17 protein-coding genes and 2 pseudogenes are annotated in these 18,889 nt (G+C 70.3%); 7 read left to right on the forward strand and 12 right to left on the reverse strand.

All coding sequences use genetic code 11. From position 1 onward, the window contains the following. Positions 1-66 precede the first annotated feature (66 nt). A complete protein-coding gene (locus ACFYY7_RS10840; RefSeq protein WP_388659646.1) occupies positions 67-1,701 on the forward strand; it encodes an amidohydrolase family protein in 1,635 nt (544 codons plus the stop codon). A 68-nt stretch (positions 1,702-1,769) separates the two neighbouring features. Here the strand turns inward: ACFYY7_RS10840 and ACFYY7_RS10845 are convergent, their stop codons facing one another. Next, positions 1,770-2,606 (reverse strand): siderophore-interacting protein, encoded by an 837-nt coding sequence (locus tag ACFYY7_RS10845; RefSeq protein WP_388659649.1) that lies wholly within the window; start codon positions 2,604-2,606, stop codon positions 1,770-1,772. Positions 2,607-2,689: 83 nt separating this feature from the next. Here ACFYY7_RS10845 and ACFYY7_RS10850 point away from each other — a divergent pair, with 83 nt between their 5' ends. After that, the gene (locus tag ACFYY7_RS10850) at positions 2,690-3,517 is read left to right on the forward strand and encodes a TetR/AcrR family transcriptional regulator (RefSeq protein WP_388659652.1); all 828 of its coding nucleotides are present in this window, start codon (positions 2,690-2,692) and stop codon (positions 3,515-3,517) included. A gap of 63 nt (positions 3,518-3,580) precedes the next feature. Here the strand turns inward: ACFYY7_RS10850 and ACFYY7_RS10855 are convergent, their stop codons facing one another. The 3 genes from ACFYY7_RS10855 to ACFYY7_RS10865 all read right to left on the reverse strand — a co-directional run bounded on the left by ACFYY7_RS10855 (position 3,581) and on the right by ACFYY7_RS10865 (position 5,922). Continuing rightward, a complete protein-coding gene (locus tag ACFYY7_RS10855) occupies positions 3,581-4,441 on the reverse strand; it encodes a serine protease (protein WP_388659655.1) in 861 nt (286 codons plus the stop codon). Between the two features lie 131 nt (positions 4,442-4,572). Next, positions 4,573-5,442, reverse strand: a complete 870-nt coding sequence (locus tag ACFYY7_RS10860; protein WP_388659658.1) for a GyrI-like domain-containing protein — start codon at positions 5,440-5,442, stop codon at positions 4,573-4,575. A gap of 150 nt (positions 5,443-5,592) precedes the next feature. Continuing rightward, a complete protein-coding gene (locus ACFYY7_RS10865; RefSeq protein WP_388659660.1) occupies positions 5,593-5,922 on the reverse strand; it encodes a hypothetical protein in 330 nt (109 codons plus the stop codon). Between the two features lie 119 nt (positions 5,923-6,041). On the opposite strand from ACFYY7_RS10865, the pseudogene ACFYY7_RS10870 reads away from it, so the two are divergent. The 3 genes and pseudogenes from ACFYY7_RS10870 to ACFYY7_RS10880 all read left to right on the forward strand — a co-directional run. After that, a pseudogene (locus ACFYY7_RS10870) lies at positions 6,042-6,251 on the forward strand (arylamine N-acetyltransferase); the annotation flags it as partial. A gap of 148 nt (positions 6,252-6,399) precedes the next feature. Then, positions 6,400-8,094 (forward strand): hypothetical protein, encoded by a 1,695-nt coding sequence (locus ACFYY7_RS10875; protein ID WP_388659663.1) that lies wholly within the window; start codon positions 6,400-6,402, stop codon positions 8,092-8,094. A 6-nt stretch (positions 8,095-8,100) separates the two neighbouring features. Next, positions 8,101-8,715: pseudogene (locus ACFYY7_RS10880) on the forward strand (arylamine N-acetyltransferase); the annotation flags it as partial. A gap of 79 nt (positions 8,716-8,794) precedes the next feature. Here ACFYY7_RS10880 and ACFYY7_RS10885 read toward each other — a convergent pair. Beyond that, on the reverse strand, positions 8,795-9,103 hold the full coding sequence (locus ACFYY7_RS10885; RefSeq protein ID WP_388659666.1) for a multiprotein-bridging factor 1 family protein: 309 nt from the start codon (positions 9,101-9,103) through the stop codon (positions 8,795-8,797). Between the two features lie 152 nt (positions 9,104-9,255). Next, a complete protein-coding gene (locus tag ACFYY7_RS10890; protein ID WP_388659669.1) occupies positions 9,256-9,468 on the reverse strand; it encodes a hypothetical protein in 213 nt (70 codons plus the stop codon). A gap of 270 nt (positions 9,469-9,738) precedes the next feature. Between ACFYY7_RS10890 and ACFYY7_RS10895 the strand changes: the two genes are divergently transcribed. Together ACFYY7_RS10895 and ACFYY7_RS10900 are read left to right on the forward strand one after the other, a co-directional pair. After that, positions 9,739-10,950, forward strand: a complete 1,212-nt coding sequence (locus tag ACFYY7_RS10895; RefSeq protein WP_266730067.1) for a pyridoxal phosphate-dependent aminotransferase — start codon at positions 9,739-9,741, stop codon at positions 10,948-10,950. Between the two features lie 103 nt (positions 10,951-11,053). Next, on the forward strand, positions 11,054-11,458 hold the full coding sequence (locus ACFYY7_RS10900; protein ID WP_388659672.1) for a hypothetical protein: 405 nt from the start codon (positions 11,054-11,056) through the stop codon (positions 11,456-11,458). A gap of 147 nt (positions 11,459-11,605) precedes the next feature. Here the strand turns inward: ACFYY7_RS10900 and ACFYY7_RS10905 are convergent, their stop codons facing one another. From ACFYY7_RS10905 to ACFYY7_RS10930, 6 genes are all read right to left on the reverse strand, one after another. Further along, positions 11,606-13,345 carry an Ig-like domain repeat protein gene (locus ACFYY7_RS10905; protein ID WP_388659675.1) on the reverse strand — a complete coding sequence of 580 codons (1,740 nt, stop codon included), beginning with the start codon at positions 13,343-13,345 and terminating at the stop codon, positions 11,606-11,608. A gap of 222 nt (positions 13,346-13,567) precedes the next feature. Then, positions 13,568-14,299, reverse strand: coding sequence for an ATP-binding cassette domain-containing protein (locus ACFYY7_RS10910; protein ID WP_388659678.1), 732 nt, complete (start codon positions 14,297-14,299; stop codon positions 13,568-13,570). Continuing rightward, the gene (locus tag ACFYY7_RS10915) at positions 14,296-14,883 is read right to left on the reverse strand and encodes a hypothetical protein (RefSeq protein ID WP_388659681.1); all 588 of its coding nucleotides are present in this window, start codon (positions 14,881-14,883) and stop codon (positions 14,296-14,298) included. Before ACFYY7_RS10915 ends, ACFYY7_RS10910 begins: the two co-directional genes overlap by 4 nt. Then, complete coding sequence (locus ACFYY7_RS10920; protein WP_388659684.1) at positions 14,880-16,157, reverse strand: hypothetical protein; 1,278 nt, start codon at positions 16,155-16,157, stop codon at positions 14,880-14,882. Before ACFYY7_RS10920 ends, ACFYY7_RS10915 begins: the two co-directional genes overlap by 4 nt. Before the next feature lie 78 nt (positions 16,158-16,235). Further along, positions 16,236-16,466: a hypothetical protein gene (locus ACFYY7_RS10925; RefSeq protein WP_388659687.1), complete on the reverse strand. Its 231-nt coding sequence runs from the start codon at positions 16,464-16,466 to the stop codon at positions 16,236-16,238. Between the two features lie 536 nt (positions 16,467-17,002). Continuing rightward, on the reverse strand, positions 17,003-18,826 hold the full coding sequence (locus ACFYY7_RS10930; RefSeq protein WP_383718385.1) for a phosphoenolpyruvate carboxykinase (GTP): 1,824 nt from the start codon (positions 18,824-18,826) through the stop codon (positions 17,003-17,005). Between the last annotated feature and the right edge of the window lie 63 nt (positions 18,827-18,889).

The raw sequence follows: 18,889 nt of genomic DNA on the forward strand, positions 1-18,889 counted from the left end.
TCCTCGGCCACCGGAGGAGCTGCAGCGCTCCCCCGTCCGCCGGAGGGGCTTGAACTGGAGCCCCCCATGGACCTGGTCATCCGTAACGCCCACGTCGTCGACGGCACCGGCGCCCCCGGCCACCGCGCCGATGTGGCCATCACCGACGGCCGGATCGCCGGGATCCACCCCGAGGGCTCCCCCGGCCCGCGCCCCTCCGCCCGCCGCACGCTCGACGCCGACGGGCTCGTCCTCTCGCCCGGCTTCATCGACATGCACGCGCACAGCGATCTCGCGCTGCTCCGCGACCCGGACCACAGCGCCAAGGCCGCGCAGGGTGTCACGCTCGAAGTCCTCGGCCAGGACGGCCTGTCGTACGCCCCGGTCGACGACCGGACGCTCGCCGAGGTCCGCTCCACCATCACCGGCTGGAACGGCTGTGCACCCGAGGACACGAGCATCGACTTCGACTGGCGCACCGTCGGCGAGTACCTGGACCGGCTGGACCGCAACTTTGACGGCCGAGGCATCGCCATCAACGCCGCCTACCTCGTCCCGCAGGGCACGGTCCGGATGTACGCGGTGGGCTGGGAGGACCGCCCCGCCACCGATGCCGAACTGACCCGGATGAAGGAACTCGTCGCCCAGGGCATGGCGGAAGGCGCGGTCGGCATGTCCTCCGGCCTCACGTACACCCCCGGCATGTACGCGAACGACGCCGAACTCACCGAACTGTGCCGGGTGGTGGCCCAGTACGGCGGCTACTACTGCCCGCACCACCGCTCGTACGGAGCGGGCGCGCTCGGCGCGTACGAGGAGATGGTGCAGCTCACCAGGAACGCGGGCTGCGCCCTCCATCTCGCCCACGCCACGATGAACTTCGGCGTGAACAAGGGCCGGGCGCCCGAGCTGATCGCCCTGCTCGACGACGCCCTGGACGCGGGCGCCGACATCTCCCTCGACACCTACCCGTACACCCCCGGCTCCACGACCCTCGTCGCGATGCTGCCGAGCTGGGCGAGCGAGGGCGGGCCCGAGTCCGTGCTCGCCCGCCTCGCCGACGACGCCACGGCGGAACGCATCCGGCACCACCTGGAGGTGCTGGGCTCGGACGGCTGCCACGGCGTGCCGATCGAGTGGGACACCATCGAGATCTCGGGGGTCGGCGCCCCCGCCCTCGCCGACCACGTGGGCCGTACGGTGGCCGAGTCCGCGCGGCTGCGCGGCGAGGCGCCCTGGACGACCGCGCGCCGGCTGCTCGTCGAGGACCGGCTCGGCCCGACGATCCTCCAGCACGTGGGCCACGAGGAGAACGTGCGGCAGATCATGCGCCACCGGGTGCACACCGGGGGCAGCGACGGCATCCTCCAGGGCGACAAGCCGCACCCGCGCGCCTACGGCACGTTCCCGCAGTATCTCGGCCGGTACGTACGGGAGTTGGGCATCCTTTCGCTGGAGGAGTGCGTCGCCCACCTCACCTCGCGCCCGGCCCGGCGGCTGCGCCTGGCCGATCGGGGGTACGTCCGCGAGGGCTACCGCGCCGATCTGGTGCTCTTCGATCCGGCGACGGTGGCGGCGGGCTCCACGTTCGAGGAGCCGCGCACCCTTCCGGTCGGCATCCCGCACGTACTGATCGACGGCCGCTTCGTCATCGAGGACGGCCGCCGCACCCAGACACTGGCGGGCCGGGCCGTCCGGGGAACGGGACGCGCCGCCGGGTAGCGCGCCCGGCCCTCACTCCCTCGTCCTCACCCCTCAGCACCCGCTCCCCCACCCTCACTCCCCCGCCCTCACTCCCCCGCCTGCTCCTTCGCCCAGGCCAGGTCCTCCTCGGTCGGGGCGTCGTCCTGGGTGAGGCTGCGCCGCCAGTAGCCGCTGAACTGAACGGCCGCCCGGGGCAGCCCGCGCTCCTCGACCAGGTGGCGGCGCAGGGCCCGTACCGCCCCCGCCTCACCGGCCAGCCACGCGGCCCCGGTCCCGGCGGGCAGTGGCGCCGCCCGCACCGCGTCCGCCAGCGACCCGCCGCGGTCCCGGTGCACCCAGTGGACGCTCACCTCGCCGGCCGAGTCGAGCGGCCGCTCCTCCGTCGCGTCGGCGACCTCGGCCCAGGCGAGTGCCCGCGCCCCGGCGGGCAGCGACTCCAGCAGGGTCGCGATCGCGGGGAGCGCCGACTCGTCGCCGGCCAGCAGCAGCCAGTCGGCGGCGGGCACCGGCCGGGCGTACAGCGACGACGGGCCGACCATGCCGAGCACATCGCCCGCTCGCGCGTCCCGGCCCCAGCGGGCGGCGGGCCCGTCGTCGCCATGAAGCACGAAGTCGACCGTCATCACGTCACGTCCACGGTCGTACGCGCGAACGGTGAAGCTCCGCAGCAGCGGCCGCTCGGGCTCGGGGATCGCGAGGTACGCCTCGTACCACCGCATGCCGTACGTGTCGTCGGCCTCCGGCTCCGGCAGCCGGGGCGCTCCTTGCCCCTCCCTCGGGAAGCAGAGCTTCATCTGCTGGTCGGGCCGGTCCTCCATGAGCCCCGCCAGCGCGTCCCCGGTGAAGGTGACGCGCGCCGTACGCGGAGTGATCCGCTCCACGCCGACGACCCGTACGTACGACACGGTCAACGCCTGCCCCATCGCGGCTTCCGCCCTCTCCGACTGATAGTTTACGCCGTAAGGAATTACCTGACGAAGTTACTTTACGGCGTAAGGAGTCGCAAGTGGTGGTCTTTGCCGGACAGGGCGACGCCCGCCGTTCGATGTCCCTGCTGTGGCGCGCCGACGGGCCGAAGGAGCAGGGCCGGCGTCCCGGTCCCGGCCCCAGGCCGGGGCTGAGCGTCGATGTGATCGTGACTGCCGCGATCGCCGTCGCGGACGAGGACGGCATGGCCGCGCTGTCGATGCGCGCGGTGGGCGAGCGGCTCGGCCGCACCGCGATGGCGCTCTACACCTACGTCCCCGGCAAGAGCGAGCTGCTGGACCTGATGTACGACGCGGTCCACGCCGAACTGCCCGCGGAGTACGAGGAGACCGGCGACTGGCGTGCGGGGCTGACCGCCTGGGCGCGGGACAGGCTCGAATTCCACCTCCGCCACCCCTGGGTGCTCCAGGTCTCCCAGGCCCGCCCGGTGCTCGGCCCGCACGAGTACGCGGGACTGGACACGCTCGTGCGGCTGCTGAACGCGACCGGGCTCGAAGCGCACCTGCTGCGGCGGCTGGTCGGCACGCTCTCCCACTTCGTGCGCGGCTGCGCCGGGACGGTCGCCGAGGCGCGGCAGGCCGCGGCGGCGACGGGCGAGCCGGACGAGGAGTGGTGGTTCGCCCGCTCGGCGCTGCTGGGCGAGGTGGCGCCCGACTTCGCGGAGCGCTACCCGAGCCTGGTCGCGATGGAGACCGCTTCCACCCCTCAGCCACCTGCGCCCACCCCCGCGCCCGGCGAGGAGCCGGTGCCGTACCTGGAGCGCGAGGCGAGGGAGACGTTCGACGTGGGACTCGGGGTGCTGCTCGACGGGATCGAGGCGGCGATCGGACGCACGGCGAAGCCGTGAACGCGCGCGTCGCCGCCGCGGCACCCGGTGGCGGGCATCGCGGCGGCGACATGGCTCACACGGTCACGGCTTGGGCAGGGCACACCCCGCACGGTCGAGGTCGAACTGGCTGCCGGCGCCGATGCACGGCACGATGCCGTACGTCTCCTGGGCGTAGTTGATGCCCTCGCGCACCGTCACGTTGCCGTTCTCGTCGACCTCGCACGGGTTGTTGTCCGTGCACTCCTGGCCGTCCTCGTTGCCGGTGTTGTTGACGGCGACGACCTTGCCGGTCGCGTTGTCGATCACCGGGGAGCCCGACGTGCCGCCGATGGTCTGGCAGGCGGAGGTGTAGCGGACCGAATCCTTCCAGGTCCACTCCCCTTCCTTGAGGCGGTAGACGAAGCCGTCGACGTTGCAGGCGTACGTGCGCTTCCAGTAGCCGGACACGACGGTGATCGCGGTGCCCTGGACCGGGTGCGCGGTGTTGAGCTCCAGCGCCTTGATGCCGTAGGTGCTCTCGATCTGGGCGTAGGTGCGGGTGAGCTGGTACACCGAGATGTCGGTGTCCGTCATCGTCCCGTACGCGATCTTGCTGGCGCGCAGGGTTCCGACGCCGCTGCCCGAGGCGTTCAGCAGGGTGAAGCTGCGGGTGGAAGGCTGGCCGAACACGACCTCACCGGGGCCCGGGAATCCGGTCTCCATGCAGTGCCCGTTGGAGAGCACCAGCGCGGGATCGCCCGGCTGGGAGTTCGGGGTGCGGACGACGGAGCCGGAACAGTTGCTGAGCGCCACGGTCCCGGCGAAGTTGACCGCCTTGGGCCTGACCTTCTCCTTGACCGCGGCAGGCGACGACGCGTCGTGGCCGGTTGCAGCGGTTGCGGGCGCGGCACCTGCCCCGAGGAGCAGGACAGCGAACAGCGCACCGACGAGAGGCTTCTTCATGTGGGGGTCCCCTCAAGTGACCTGGGCAGGGTCCTGTTGGCCCCCGCCCACCGAAGTCTCCTTCGGATTTGACATGCGCATGTTGGCGCACTGAAGGGGCCCCCACAAGGGGCGGTTTCAAGCCGTCGGGCTCAGGCGGTGGCCGGCTCCACCGGGATCCAGAGCTCCGCCTCGCCCCGCGCACCGTCCTCCGAGAGCCGGACGCGCAGGATCTCGGGGCCCGGCCTGCTCCGGTACGGATTGGACGGGAACCACTGGGTGAACACGTCCCGCCACAGGTACTGGAGTGCCTGGGGGAAGGGCCCGGTGTTCTCGAAGACGGCCCAGGCGCCCGCCGGGACCACCAGCACATCCAGATCCTCGGGCACCTCCTGACTGCTCGTCACCACGGCTTGGTAGTAGTCGAGTTCGGTCCCCTCGGCACGGCTCCGGTCGAGGTTGTCGCTGACCTGGACGATGCCCTCCGGCTGCTGGTCGGACAGGGCCGCGATGCGCGCCACGGTCTCCTTGTCGATGCCCCTGACGAACTCGGCGATGGCCGGGTTGACCCCCTCGTGCACCAGGGGGACCCGCGCCTTCCTGCCCGCCACCCGGAACTCGTCCTTCGTCACGATCCGGTACTCCATGCTGCTGCTCCCTTCGACCACAAGACGGAAGGACATCCGGGGCTGGGACCGCAGAACCGCACCGGTCCGCCGGGCCTCGCCCGGACCGACACCGTGCATGGCACGGAACGCCCGCGCGAACGCCTCGCCCGAGGAGTAGCCGTGGCGCACGGCGACCTCCAGCAACGTCCGCTCCCCGCCGAGCACTTCGGCGCCCGCGAGCGTCAGCCTCCTGCGCCGCACGTACTCCGACAGCGGCATCCCGGCCAGCGCGGAGAACATCCGCCGGAAGTGGTACTCCGACGTCATGGCGATCCGGGCCAGCTCGGCCGCCTCGATCTCCTGACCGAGACGGCACTCGATGTACTCCATGGCCTGGTTCAGCTTCTCCAGCACCCCGGCCTCCTTCCCTTACGGACACTCACGTTAGGAACCGCGCACCACCGCGGGCCCGACATCCTGTGCCCGGTACGGTCGGGTGGCCGCCCGCAGGGCCGGCGCCCCGTCAGGCCGACGGCCGCCCGGCGTCCGTGAAGATGTGCGGCTCTACGCGGCCTCCGTCGCGGCCGCCTCCCTCGACAGCTGCACCGCCTGGCGCAGGCTCAGACCCGGCTCGGCCTTGCGGAGCGCCTTGACCGCCGCGACCGCGTCGAGCGGGCCCTCGTGGCCGCCCGCCCTGATCCGGCGCCCCGCCCAGCGGCCCCGCAGCTCCGTGTCCGGTGCGCCGGCCGCGTCGGCGACCACGGCGAGGGCCCGCTCCAGGCCGGGGCGTTCTTCCGCGCCCGCGGTCTCCAGCGCCTGCCGGAGCGCCGCAGCGATGGCTTCCGCGTCGCGCACCACGACCACGGCCAGATCCTGCTTCCCGTTTCCGATCATGTGGTCATGGTTTCCGGAAAGAGCGGCCCTCTCACCCGAGTTGAGCCACATCTGAGGTACGCAGGAGGCAACCGGGTACCGGGGCCGGCCGGCCGCCCCCACTGCGTACCGTCGGGGTCATGACTTCCGACCGCGACCGCCTGCCCGACCTCGACGCCTATCTCGCCCGCATCGGCTGGAGCGGGAAGCGCGAGCCGACCGCAGAGGTGCTGCGCTCCGTGCACCGCGCCCACGCCCTGGGCATACCCTTCGAGAACCTGGACCCGGTCCTCGGCAGCGCTCCCTCGCTGGCACTCGCCGACCTGGAGGCCAAGCTCGTACGCGGCGGGTTGGCAGCAGTTGGTTCGGTTGTTGGTCGTGGCTGGCCGGTGAATCCCCCGATGGGGTGAACGGGAGCGGTTCCCGGGATTTTGTGTCGTGTGGCACGGATGATCGGTGGTGGTAGCTGAGTTCGATGCGATCGTGGGGAGGGGGCCGGTGGCACGCAAGCGTGGCAGGAGGCGCGGTCTGCGGGCCGTCGCGGCTCCGTTCACGGTCGCCGCCCCGGCCGGGGCTCGTATCCGTGACCGGTTGCGCGTGACCGTCGAAGAGGTCGAAGTCCTCCGCCGGGTCGGCGAGCATCTTGGTCATCATCAGCGGGCCGACCTCGCCGAACGGGTCGCCTTGGGGCGGGTGAGGGCGGGGGAGAACCGGCGGGCGGAGCGGAAGAGGCGGCTCACCGCCGTGTCGTCGTCGCGGTGGGCGGGCGCGGTGACCCGCGCGTCGGAGGACCAGTACCAGCTCTCTCTGCGCTGCCTGTTCGACGAGCGGGCTTCGCTGCGCCGGGCCGTGCGTGCCATCGAGGAGCGGCTTGCGGTGCCGTGTGGGCGTAAGGGCCGGGTTCGGGGTTATGCGGACCAGGGGGAGCGGTTCGAGAAGCAGCGCCGACTCGGGATGCTCAGGGCCCGGCTTGTGCGGGTCGAGGCCCGTATCGAGGCTGGCCGGCTGCGCATCGTCGTGGGCGGGAGGCGGCTGGCCAAGGTCCGGCACAGCCTTGCCGATGCCGGGCTCACGGAGGTGGAGTGGCGGCGGCGGTGGGATGCCGCCCGTCTGTTCCTGACTGCCGACGGCGAGTCCGGCGCCCCGTATGGCAACTACACGATCACTGTCGTCCCGGAGACGGGCGAGGTGGCGATCGTGCTGCCCGGGCCGCTGCGGCATCTGGCGAACGCCCCCAGGGGTCGGTACCGGCTCACGTGCGCGGTCGGCTTCTCCCATCGGCGGGAGGAGTGGCTGGACCGGGCCACCGCGAACCGGGCCGTGCGCTACGACATCGTCCACGACCCGCAGCGCGACCGCTGGTATGTGGACGCCTCCTGGAGTGCCGAGACGGCCGTCCTGCCCACCTTGCAGGAGGTCCGCGCATCCGGGCAGACACTCCTCGGGGTGGACCTGAACGCCGACCACCTTGCCGCGTACGTCCTCGATCCACACGGCAACCCCGTCGGAGAGCCGGTCACCGTCCCCCTCTACCTCACCGGCCCGACCACTCAGCGCGATGGCCGGCTGCGGGCGGCGATCTCCGAACTGCTCCGCCTCGCCCGCGAGTACCGCTGTGCGGGGATCGCGATCGAGAACCTGGGTTTCGACGACGCGAGGTCGACCGGCCGGGAGACCATGGGACGTGGCGGCAGGGGTAAGAAGTTCCGCCGCACTGTTGCGGGCATCCCCACCGCCCGCTTCCGTGAGCGCCTGCGCTCCATGGCCTTCCACGCCGGGTTGGTCGTGATCGCGGTCGACCCGGCGTACACCAGTGTCTGGGGCGCACGGTACTGGAAGACCCCGCTCCAGCAGCAGAACCAGCGGATCACGGTCACCCGGCACCATGGTGCCTCGGTGGCCATCGGACGACGCGCCCTCGGGTATCGAGCACGGCGACGGCCAGGTGTGACCGCCCACGACCGGAGGATCGTGAAGCGGAGAGCTACCGGCCAGGCCGTACCCGCCCCGAGGGCACGTGGGACCGCGAGCCCACCCAGGACAGCGAGCACGCCCAACCGAGGCGGCAAGACTCGACCGTACCGAGGTGACCAGCTCGCGCTGTTCCCCGACCTCGAAGACCGTTCGCGAGGTCACCGGGCCATCACCGGCCCGGTTTGCGACAGTTCGGCCAACACTGGCCAACAACGCTAAGAACGGTACTGCTACGAGCACAACACGCTGCTCGCCGCCGCGCTGACCGCGCTCGGCTTCCGGATCACCCTGCTGTGCGCGCGGGTCGTGGTGGGAGCCGGGCCCGGGGACATCCGGCCGCGCACGCACATGCTGATGCTGGCCGAGGTGCCGGGCGAGGCGACGCCGTTCCTGGCGGATGTCGGCTTCGGCTCCCCCGGCGCACTGCTGGAGCCGATCCCGCTGGTCGCCGGCGCCGAGCTGCACGACGCCCCGCGCCGCCACCGGCTCGTGAACACCCCGCACGACGGGCCGCTGGCGCGGTGGGAGCTCCAGGCGTACAGCGCCGACGGGGCGTGGGAGTCCCAGTACGCCTTCACGCTGGAGCCCTTCGAGGCGCCGGACTACGAGGTGATCAACTGGCACATCGCGACCAACCCGCGCTCCCCGTTCTCGCACCGCGTGTACGCCCAGCGCACCACCCCGGACACCCACCTCTCACTGACCGGCCGCACCCTCACGGTCACCGCGCCGAACGGCACCCGCGAGGAACGCGAGCTCGCGGACGGCGACGAGGTGCTGCGCGTACTGGCGGCCGACTTCGGCATCCGCCTCCCCCCGGGCGCCCTGCTGCCGGAGTGACGGAAGCCCGACCGTCGGACACTGCGCGGGGCGCGGACACTCGTGCCTCCCGCCTTCCGCGCCCCGCATGCCCCCTCGGTCAGGCAGCGTGTGCTTCGAACCAGAGGGAACCGAGGTCATGACCGGGCGTGAGACGCACATCGGCATCCAGGGCGGCCGCGAGGCTCCTGAGGAGTTCGATCGTCGGCGCTGTGCCCCCCTCTTCGATGCACTCGATGTCGTCCTCCGCCATGCCGGTACGTCCGGCCAGATCGGCCACGCTGAGCCCGAGCGCGGTCCGGCGGTCGTAGAGGGCTTTACCGAAGGCCAGGGCCTCTCGAATGGCAATCCGTTCCGGATCGTCCGTCCGGACACCCGAGGGAATCCAGCGGCTGTGCTGTCCGGCCATCACGCCTTCCTCTCATACGTCGCGGTCACCGGTTCATGATGCGCACCTTCGCAGACTTTCCGGGCGCGTACGGCACGGTCGATCTGTGCCTGCTCGTGCTGTCTGGTCTTGCGGAACACGGTCAGCAGCACGATGGTGCGCGCCGGAGTGATTCAGTAGGTCACACGAGGCGCGACATCGCGGAGCCGGAGCCGCAGCTCCCAGACCGGCCCTTCGAGGTGGTCGGCCCAGGGGCCGCCCAGCTCCGGCCCGAGGACGGCAAGTATCCCGGCCACTTCATCGACCCTCTTGAAGTCGTGGTCGCTCAGGCTCTCCAGCCACGCGCGCACCTCCGGCTCGATCTCGAAGTCGTACGCATTGCTCATACGACGGTCAACCCGACGACGGGCCCATACGTCACGCCCTCACGCCCCGAACGCCTCCCGCGTCGTGGCGCATCTCACCCGTCCGTGTCCGTCACGCCCGGATTCCACCGGATTCGAAGCCCCACCCCCGGTCCCGCCCGGCGTTCCCACGGTCACGGACGGTGGGCGCATGGCTATGGAAGACGGGGCGGGGCGGGGGAAATACCCGGGTGGGGCAACCGGGAGGGAAAGGCCGGGCAGGGCGCGGGGCGCGGTCGTAAGCTCCCAGGCATGCAGGTCATCCAGTCCACGAAGCTCGCCAACGTCTGTTACGAAATCCGGGGCCCCGTGCTGGAGGAGGCGATGCGGCTGGAAGCAGCCGGTCACCGCATCCTCAAGCTGAACACCGGCAACCCTGCCGCGTTCGGGTTCGAGTGCCCGCCCGAGATCCTCGAAGACATACTGCGCAACCTCTCCGGGGCGCACGGCTACGGCGACGCGAAGGGGCTGCTGTCCGCGCGGCGGGCGGTGATGCAGCACTACCAGACCAAGGGGATCGACCTCGACGTCGAGGACATCTACCTGGGCAACGGTGTCTCCGAGCTGATCCAGATGTCGATGCAGGCGCTGCTCGACGACGGCGACGAGGTCCTCGTACCGGCTCCGGACTATCCGCTGTGGACCGCTTCGGTCTCGCTGGCCGGCGGCACGGCGGTGCACTACCGGTGCGACGAGCAGTCCGACTGGATGCCGGACCTCGCCGACATCGAGCGGCGGATCACCGACCGCACCAAGGCCCTCGTGATCATCAACCCGAACAATCCGACGGGTGCGGTGTACGACGACGAGATGCTGCGCGGGCTGACGGAGATCGCCCGGCGCCACAACCTGGTCGTCTGCTCCGACGAGATCTACGACCGGATCCTGTACGACGGCGCGACCCACACCCCGACCGCGACGATCGCGCCCGATCTGATGGTGCTCACCTTCAACGGGCTCTCCAAGAACTACCGGGTGGCCGGCTACCGGTCGGGGTGGCTGGCGGTCTGCGGTCCGAAGGCGCACGCCTCCTCGTACATCGAGGGGCTGACGATCCTCGCCAACATGCGGCTGTGCGCCAACATGCCCTCGCAGCACGCCGTGGCCACCGCGCTGGGCGGGCGGCAGTCGATCGACGACCTGGTGCTGCCGGGCGGGCGGATCCTGGAGCAGCGGGATGCCGCGTACGACCTGCTGACGCAGATCCCGGGCGTGACCTGCGTGAAGCCGAAGGGGGCGCTGTATCTCTTCCCGCGGCTCGATCCCAAGGTCTACAAGATCAAGGACGACCGGCAGATGGTGCTCGATCTGCTGCGGGCCGAGAAGATCATGGTCGTGCACGGCACCGGGTTCAACTGGCCCGAACCCGATCACTTCCGGGTGGTGACGCTGCCTTCGACCGAGGATCTGACGGACGCGGTGACCCGGATCGCGCACTTCCTGGACGGCTACGGCCAGCCGTAGCGGCCGGCCACCGAGGATTCCGCGGGAGCCGGGAATCGATCGCAGACAACTTTAGACTTAATCCAATGTAGGATGGTCCCACTGCAATACCAGGAGGCCATCCATGTACGAACCGATCCGCACCAAATCGGTCCACACACCGGCCGACCACGCCGACGACTTCCCGCACCGCTCCCGTGAGGAAGAGCTGGACATCCAGCTCGCCGGGCACCTGGCCGCGCTCCTCGCGGTCACCGACGAGCTGGGCATCGGCGAGGCGGGCGACCGCATCGCCGTTCAGGTCGCCAGGCTGCGCGGCGCGCCGCCCGCCCGGCACGCCGCCCGGACCGACGCACCCGCACCGGCACTGCACCGCCGCGCCCACGCCCTCGCGGGCCGGGCACTGGTGGTGGCCGCGTCCCGCGCCGACACGGCCGTCGCGATCCTCGCGGCCGAGCGGATGGACGCCCACACCGCGGCGCTCGCCGCCGCCCCCGCCGCCTCGACCCGACTGGTCGGCGTCCACTGACGGCCCCGGCCCACGTGCCGTCGAGGCGCGTGGGCCGGGTGCCACTCATCCCGATGCCCCGATGTCCCGATGGTGCGCGGGCGTGCCCGTTCCGCCGCACGGACCGCACCACGGGCCGCGCCGTGTCAAAGGCGCGGCCCGCTTCCGTCAGAGGCGCACCCGCACCGTCGCCGATGCCGTCGATCCGCTGTGCAGGGCGTCACCGGTGTAGCCGACCTCGTACGTCACCTGGCCGGTGGCGCGGGGCAGGTCGTTGATGGTGAACGTGCCGTCGGCGGCGACGGCTGCCGAGGTCAGCGTGCCGGTGCCCTTCCGGTCGGTGCGCACCACGGACAGGGTGATCCCGGCGGGCAGCGGCCGCCCCTGGCCGGTAAGAGTGCCGGTGATCGTCAGCCCGGCGCTCTTCTTCGCCTCCGCCGGGGCGGTGAGGGCGATGGTGGTCGGGGCCTTGTCGACCGTGACGGCGAGCGTGGTGTCCTCGGCCGGACGGTGGGTGACGTCACCGGTGAACGAGACGGTGTAGGTGGCGTCGCCGACCAGCGACGGTACGTCGAGGACGGTGAACGATCCGTCGGCGTCGACCTCGACGGGGGCGAGCTTGCGGTCGCCGTTCGCGTCGTGCCGTACCGCCGACACCCTGACCGGCTCGGCGGGCGCGGGCCCGTCCAGCTCCAGCCGGCCCCTGATCCCGACCGGTTCGCCGACGACGGGCCGGCCCGGGGTGGTGGAGAGTGCGCCGGTGAAGCGGGAGCCGTACTGAGCTGCCGGAGGCTGGATGACGTGCAGCCAGTACTCGTTGCCGTAGGTGTTGGTGGTGACGGCGAACAGCCGCGAGCCGTCCTTCGACCAGCCGAGCCCGCGCGGTGCGATCCGGTCCCCGTCGAGCGCGCCCTCGAAGGCGAACTCCAGCGGGGCCGTACCGGCCGCCGGGTCGGCCGGCTGCACGAGCAGGTCGACCGTGCTCCCGGTCGCGGCGGCGCCCCGGGCTATGTAGGTGCCGTCGCCGCTGAAGGCCACGGCGGACGCCACGGCCCCCTCGGGCAGCGGCTGGTACCCGGCCGGCGCGTCGGACAGGTCGGCGGCGTCCAGCAGCCGGGTGCCGTACCCGGCGTCGGCGACGGCGATCCGCCGCCCGTCGGGCGACTGCGCCGTGTCCCGCACGTCGAGCGCGCCCCGGCCCTCGGCGTCCGCGAACCGGCGCTCCGGGCCGCGCACGAGCGTGTCGCCGCTCGCGTCGAGCGTGGTGAGGAACGGGTCGGCCTCACCGGGACTGCGGGTCTGCGCCATCACGATGCGGTCCGGGGCCTCGGGGCCGCTGGTCAGCCGCAGCCGGCCCGCGCCGTTCCATCCGGTGTTCGTGGCCTGGTTCCCGCTCGTGCCGTGCAGCCAGGTCGTGCGGGTGTCGCAGTCGGAGTAGTACGGCGTCTCGGTGTGCCACTCCTTGCCGCCCGCGAAGGCGACATCGCGCGGGCAGCCCACGTCGTACGCGGTGAACGTGAAGCCGGTGCGCTGCTGCGTCACGGTGTCGAACACGAGGATGCCCGAGGACTGCGAGACGTAGAGCGTGCCGCCGTCGGCGCTCAGGGCCATCCCGGACGGTGCGGTGCCGGTGGGCAGCGAACCGACCTTCTGGCCCTGGAAGTTGTAGACATGGACCTGGTTCGCCACCCGGTCCCGGCGGTCGTCGGTGATGTAGACCCGCTCGTGCGCCGAGTCGACGACCATGGCCGAGTACGACGAGATCGGCAGCTTGGCCACGGTGTCACCGGCCACCGGACCGTCGGCCGCGAGGGCGGCGGACGGCGCGACGGCGGTGAGCCCCGCGGTGCCGAGCGTCAGCGCGGCGAGCGTCGCCGCGATGCGTATGCGGTGCTGATTCCTTCTCAACTGAGTCCCCCACAGGCTCTGTTGGCCCCCGGCCGACCAAGCCGGAGACATGTGAAGGAACATAGAATCTTGTGGAGGTGCCGTGCGCAAGATCAAGGCGATATCCGGTGGTTCTCCACGAAAGGCGCAGGAGGTCAGGAAGGGCATTAAAGGCCCCTGCCACACGGAAGGGCGCTGCGGCCCATGGCACGCAGCGCCCTTCCGCCACGGCGGATCCCGTTGTCAGGCTGATTCCAGCAGCGCAATGTAGGCGCCTTCGGCACTCCTGCCTTCCGCGGTCCCACGAGGGGTGTGGGCGAGGAACTCCGCAGCCGTCCCACTGAGTACGAGCCGCCCGGCTGCCAGAACCGACACATGGTCCGCCTCCTCGGCAAGATCGGCCACGTCGTGGGTGGACATCAGGACCCTGACGTCCCCCCTGAGGCTGGCCAGCAAGTCCCGGAAGACGCGCCGCTGGCGGGGATCCATGCCTGCCGTCGGCTCGTCCAGCAGGAGTGCCTTCGCCTCATGGACGAGAGCGCAGGCCACCCCCACCCTGCGCAACTGGCCACCTGAGAGCCTGTCCGTCCTCTCCTTCGACAGTTCGGTCATCTCCACCCGGGCCAACGCCCGCGGGGCCTGGCTCCACGCACTGTGCCGGTCCATCCCCTTCAGCCACCCCACATAGGCGACGTACTCCCGCACCGTGAGGGAGGGAAGTGGAGTGATGGTCTGGGGCATCCACGCCACCGCGCGGCGATACTCCTTCGACCGTGCGGAAACGCCGTCGAAGGTCACCTTCCCCTTGCTGGGAGAGGTGACTGCGGCAGCGAGTCTCAACAGGGTTGACTTCCCTGCACCATTGGGCCCGAGGAGAATCGTCAGCCCGTCCGGAAGCCGGTAGTCGAAATCGGTGAGCACGGGACGCCGACGACGCCCGTAGCCATAGGTGCAGGATTCCAGTACTACTGTCATGCGGGCCTCCGCGGGAAGAAGACATGGGCGGCGATGCCGACGGCGAGCATCAGCGCGGCCCCGGTGGTGGCATACCAGGTGTGAGGCGGTTCGAGCAGCACAGTCCATGGGTACGGATCACCTGGCCCGCGCAGCCCGAACATGATGACCACCAGCGGCCACACGGTGGGCATGAGGACGGCGGAGCTTCCGAACAGTGCGCCGCACAGCAGGGTGAGCCCAACCAGGAAGGCTGTGTTGCGGTCCAGGTTCCGGGCGGCGTGGGAACCGGTCACTGACGCCAGAGCGGAGCCGGCCGCAACGGTGAGCGCAACTACGCCGAGTGCGAGCAGAGCATCGTAGAGACGGACCGCCCGGATGCCCGAATCCTCAGCCGGGCCAAGCCTGGACTGCAGGCAGTTGAAGAGCACCGCCGCCAGGACCAGCGGCACGAAGATCATGCCCTGCACCGCCTCCGAACCGCTCAGGGTGAGGGAGGGGAGGGCTACCGGGCCATCCTGAATGACCGCCGCAAGCAGGATGAACAGCAGAAATCCGACCGGAAGGTGGGTGTGGACCCTGCGGGCCTTCAGCCACCACATCATGTCGCCTTCTCGCACGCCGAAGCCACGGTCTGCCGGTACCAGCTCGTCTGCTGCTCGGGAGTCATGGCGAGAACGTCACCCACCCGCGACTTCAGTCGGTTGCGGGGCTTCGCGGTGAAGTCCGGCTCGGTGGCGAGACGCCGGAGGTACGCGTCTCCCTGGCCCACCCTCATGGACACCCAGTAGTACACAAGGCGAGCGCGGCCGGTCGCAGGTTCCGCGCAGTCGAAACGGACCGCCGCGCGGGCAACGTGATAGCGCGTCGTGCCGGTGGCATGGCTGGCCGCGAGGGGAAGCTGCCAGGCAGTGGCAGTGGAGCGTTTCTGGTACCGGATCGCGGCAAGAGTGTCGGTCATCGACACGGGGCGGGCATCGATCCCCGCCTCCCGGAGAGCATGCAAAGCGCCGCCCACGTCCTTGCGCAGGGAGGGAAGCGCCTGGGCGTAAACCGTCGGCGTGCAGATACGAGGGGCCTCGCCCGCACAGGACATTTCCCCGTGGCCGGCGCTCCGGGGCGCGATATAGCTCCAGTCCTTCACCATGGAGTACGCGCCTGCGACGCTTGCCAGTGCCAGCACACCCGCGACCGCGGTCCTCAGCCAGCGCCACCGTGTACTCGACCAGAGCAGAACTACGCCTGTGGCAACCCCGAGGGCAAGCAGAAGGGGCGCTACGATCGAGGTCGCCGTGGGCAGTTCACCGAACATCAGTTTGCCCGTGTAGAGGCCGGAGAGGTGCCGGGGCCACGGCGACTCCAGGGCCACGGACCAGCCGACGGCCAGAAAGTCGACGACGGCGACCACCGGGACCACGGCGATGTGCCGCACCCGGACTCCCATGGCAAACCCGATCACGGCATGGGCGATACAGGGCACCATGCCGAATACCAAGAGCCCGAATCCCCATAGATTCAGGGGGGTTCCCGTCTGAATCAGCGCCCACACCGTAGGCATGAGCGTCGCCAGCCAGGCCAGCACGACCACGGGGGCGAGGCTGTGCGCGGCAATGGTGTACCGGGACCGCACGGCTCCCCACTGCCAGATGTCCGCCCTGCCCAGCCTGCGCGCCTCCCAGGCGCCGAGCGCCGCGGCGACCGCATAGGACACGGGCAGCAGATTGCGTTGCACGGCGTCGATGACCGTGGGCGCGTATCCAAGTGGATCGAGCCGCAGATCGTCACGGATGTCGGTGAAGTAGTAGGCGAACATGAGCAGCAACACGACTGGGGCGACGCGGGTCGCGCTGCTGGACCGGATTCGGGTGAGCGGCTTCAACAGGTTCCTCGTGGAAGGTTCGGGACCGGACGAAGCGTGGCGTCCCCCGCTGGGAAGCACCACGCTTCAGCACGAAGGTCAGCTGTCGGCCTTGGTGGTGTCGACGTAGACCACGCTCACGTTCAGCAGGCAGCAACTGCCGCCCTGCCCTGTCGAGTGCGTCTCGAAGAAGAAGTCCTCTTCCGCTGGCAGGCCCGTCCACTCACCGGCGCTCACCGAGGTGCTGCCGTTGAAGCAGTTGGTAGACGTCTTATGGCCGTAGTAGTCATTCGCCGAGAGGGCGTCGTAGTCCCAGAGCTTGACGTCCACCTTGTGGGTCGTGGCGTACTGGTCCGTACATCCCTTGAAACGGATTTCGGAGTAGCTCTCGTCGGCCCACTTGCGGGACGTCCCACCATCCGTCCAGGAAGTTATGCTGCTCTGCCAATTCGCCCAGGCACCAGGAGCCGTCGCAAGTACCGCAGCGGCTGCGACGCCGAGCACCGCGGAAATACGCTGGACAGATCTACCCGACATTAACGTCATCCACATCCCCCGCCGGAACCACGCCTCCGACAGGCATGAACATGGCCCGGCGGGACCTGCGGAACCTATCGATCAGATGATCTTCATGTCAACGGCACATAAAATTCACGCCAACTCCTACCCCAGATAGGAGTCGTCTCCGCGAAAAAACACTTTTGGCCCCGGAAAAGGCGGAAAAAAAGGGGCGGCCCCCGGAATCGTGAGGGGATTCCGGGGGCCGGACCGCGGCGGGCTGTTGACCCCACAGGTCAGGGCGGACGTCCGAGGCCCGGCCGCGGGGGTGTGCGGGGCGCACCCCTCGCGGGGTGCGCCCGGGGGCATCAGCCCAGGCGCTCGACCAGCGCGCGGTACTCGTCCCACAGCTCCTTCGGCGTGTGGTCGCCGAAGGTGTTGAGGTGCTCGGGGACCAGCGCCGCCTCCTCGCGCCAGACCTCCTTGTCGACGTTGAGCAGGAAGTCCAGGTCGGACTCGGAGAGGTCCAGGCCGTCGGTGTCGAGGGAGCCCTTGGCCGGCAGGATGCCGATCGGGGACTCGACGCCCTCGGCCTTGCCGTCGAGGCGCTCGACGATCCACTTCAGGACGCGGCTGTTCTCGCCGAAGCCGGGCCACACGAACTTGCCCGCGTCGTTCTTGCGGAACCAGTTCACGTAGTAGATCTTCGGGAGCTTGGACTGGTCCTTGTCGGCACCGACCTTGACCCAGTGGTTCATGTAGTCGCCCATGTTGTAGCCGCAGAACGGCAGCATGGCGAACGGGTCGCGGCGCAGCTCGCCGACCTTGCCCTCGGCGGCGGCGGTCTTCTCGGAGGCCACGTTGGCCCCGAGGAAGACGCCGTGCTGCCAGGTGAAGGACTCGGTGACCAGCGGGACGGCCGAGGCGCGGCGGCCACCGAAGAGGATCGCCGAGATCGGCACGCCCTTCGGGTCCTCCCACTCGGGCGCGATGATCGGGCACTGGCCGGCCGGGACGGTGAAGCGGGCGTTGGGGTGGGCGGCCGGGGTGTCGGACGCGGGCGTCCAGTCGTTGCCCTTCCAGTCGGTGAGGTGGGCCGGAGCGGTCTCCGTCATGCCCTCCCACCACACGTCGCCGTCGTCGGTGAGCGCGACGTTGGTGAAGACGGAGTTGCCCCACATCGTCTTCATCGCGTTGGCGTTGGTGTGCTCGCCGGTGCCGGGCGCGACACCGAAGAAGCCCGCCTCCGGGTTGATCGCGTACAGCTGGCCGTCCTCGCCGAAGCGCATCCAGGCGATGTCGTCGCCGATGGTCTCCACGGTCCAGCCGGGGATCGTCGGCTCCAGCATGGCGAGGTTGGTCTTGCCGCAGGCGGACGGGAACGCGGCCGCGACATACTTCGCTTCGCCCTGCGGCGGGGTGAGCTTGAGGATCAGCATGTGCTCGGCGAGCCAGCCCTCGTCACGCGCCATGACGGAGGCGATGCGCAGCGCGTAGCACTTCTTGCCGAGCAGGGCGTTGCCGCCGTAGCCGGAGCCGTAGGACCAGATCTCGCGGTCCTCGGGGAAGTGCGAGATGTACTTGGTGGAGTTGCACGGCCACGGGACGTCCTCCTGGCCCTCCTCCAGGGGTGCGCCCAGCGTGTGGACGGCCTTGACGAAGAAGCCGTCGGTGCCGAGCTCGTCCAGGACGGCCTGTCCCATGCGCGTCATGGTGCGCATCGAGACGGCGACGTACGCGGAGTCGGTGATCTCGACGCCGATCGCGGAGAGCGGGGAGCCGACGGGGCCCATGCAGAACGGGACGACGTACATCGTGCGACCGCGCATCGAGCCGCGGAAGACGCCCTTCTCGCCCGTGAAGATCTCCCGCATCTCGGCGGGGGCCTTCCAGTGGTTCGTCGGGCCGGCGTCCTCCTCCTTCTCGGAGCAGATGAACGTGCGGTCCTCGACGCGGGCGACGTCGCTCGGGTCGGACGCGGCGTAGTACGAGTTCGGGCGCTTGGTCTCGTCGAGCTTGGTGAACGTGCCCTTGGCCACGAGCTCCCCGCACAGGCGCTCGTACTCGGCCTCGGAGCCGTCGCACCAGACCACCCGGTCCGGCTCGGTTATCGCTGCGATCTCGTTCACCCAGGAGACGAGCTCCTGGTGATCGGTGGGGACGGTGAGGGGAGCCGCGATGTCGCGCGCCACGATCGCTCCTTGATGAGGGTGTCTGTTTGGTAGTTGCCCCGTGGGGGCTGCGACCCGGATGCT

Origin of the sequence: Streptomyces sp. NPDC001933, assembly GCF_042890955.1 — a bacterium.
Classification (GTDB): Bacteria; Actinomycetota; Actinomycetes; order Streptomycetales; family Streptomycetaceae; genus Streptomyces.

What these genes read in the sequence shown, in the direction of transcription:
- ACFYY7_RS10855 (WP_388659655.1), bottom strand. Translation starts at nt 4,441, where the DNA reads ATGAAGAAGCCTCTCGTCGGTGCGCTGTTCGCTGTCCTGCTCCTCGGG.
- ACFYY7_RS10915 (WP_388659681.1), bottom strand. Translation starts at nt 14,883, where the DNA reads ATGATGTGGTGGCTGAAGGCCCGCAGGGTCCACACCCACCTTCCGGTC.
- ACFYY7_RS10845 (WP_388659649.1), bottom strand. Translation starts at nt 2,606, where the DNA reads ATGGGGCAGGCGTTGACCGTGTCGTACGTACGGGTCGTCGGCGTGGAG.
- ACFYY7_RS10840 (WP_388659646.1), top strand. Translation starts at nt 67, where the DNA reads ATGGACCTGGTCATCCGTAACGCCCACGTCGTCGACGGCACCGGCGCC.
- ACFYY7_RS10885 (WP_388659666.1), bottom strand. Translation starts at nt 9,103, where the DNA reads ATGGCCGGACAGCACAGCCGCTGGATTCCCTCGGGTGTCCGGACGGAC.
- ACFYY7_RS10910 (WP_388659678.1), bottom strand. Translation starts at nt 14,299, where the DNA reads ATGACAGTAGTACTGGAATCCTGCACCTATGGCTACGGGCGTCGTCGG.
- ACFYY7_RS10895 (WP_266730067.1), top strand. Translation starts at nt 9,739, where the DNA reads ATGCAGGTCATCCAGTCCACGAAGCTCGCCAACGTCTGTTACGAAATC.
- ACFYY7_RS10900 (WP_388659672.1), top strand. Translation starts at nt 11,054, where the DNA reads ATGTACGAACCGATCCGCACCAAATCGGTCCACACACCGGCCGACCAC.
- ACFYY7_RS10890 (WP_388659669.1), bottom strand. Translation starts at nt 9,468, where the DNA reads ATGAGCAATGCGTACGACTTCGAGATCGAGCCGGAGGTGCGCGCGTGG.
- ACFYY7_RS10865 (WP_388659660.1), bottom strand. Translation starts at nt 5,922, where the DNA reads ATGATCGGAAACGGGAAGCAGGATCTGGCCGTGGTCGTGGTGCGCGAC.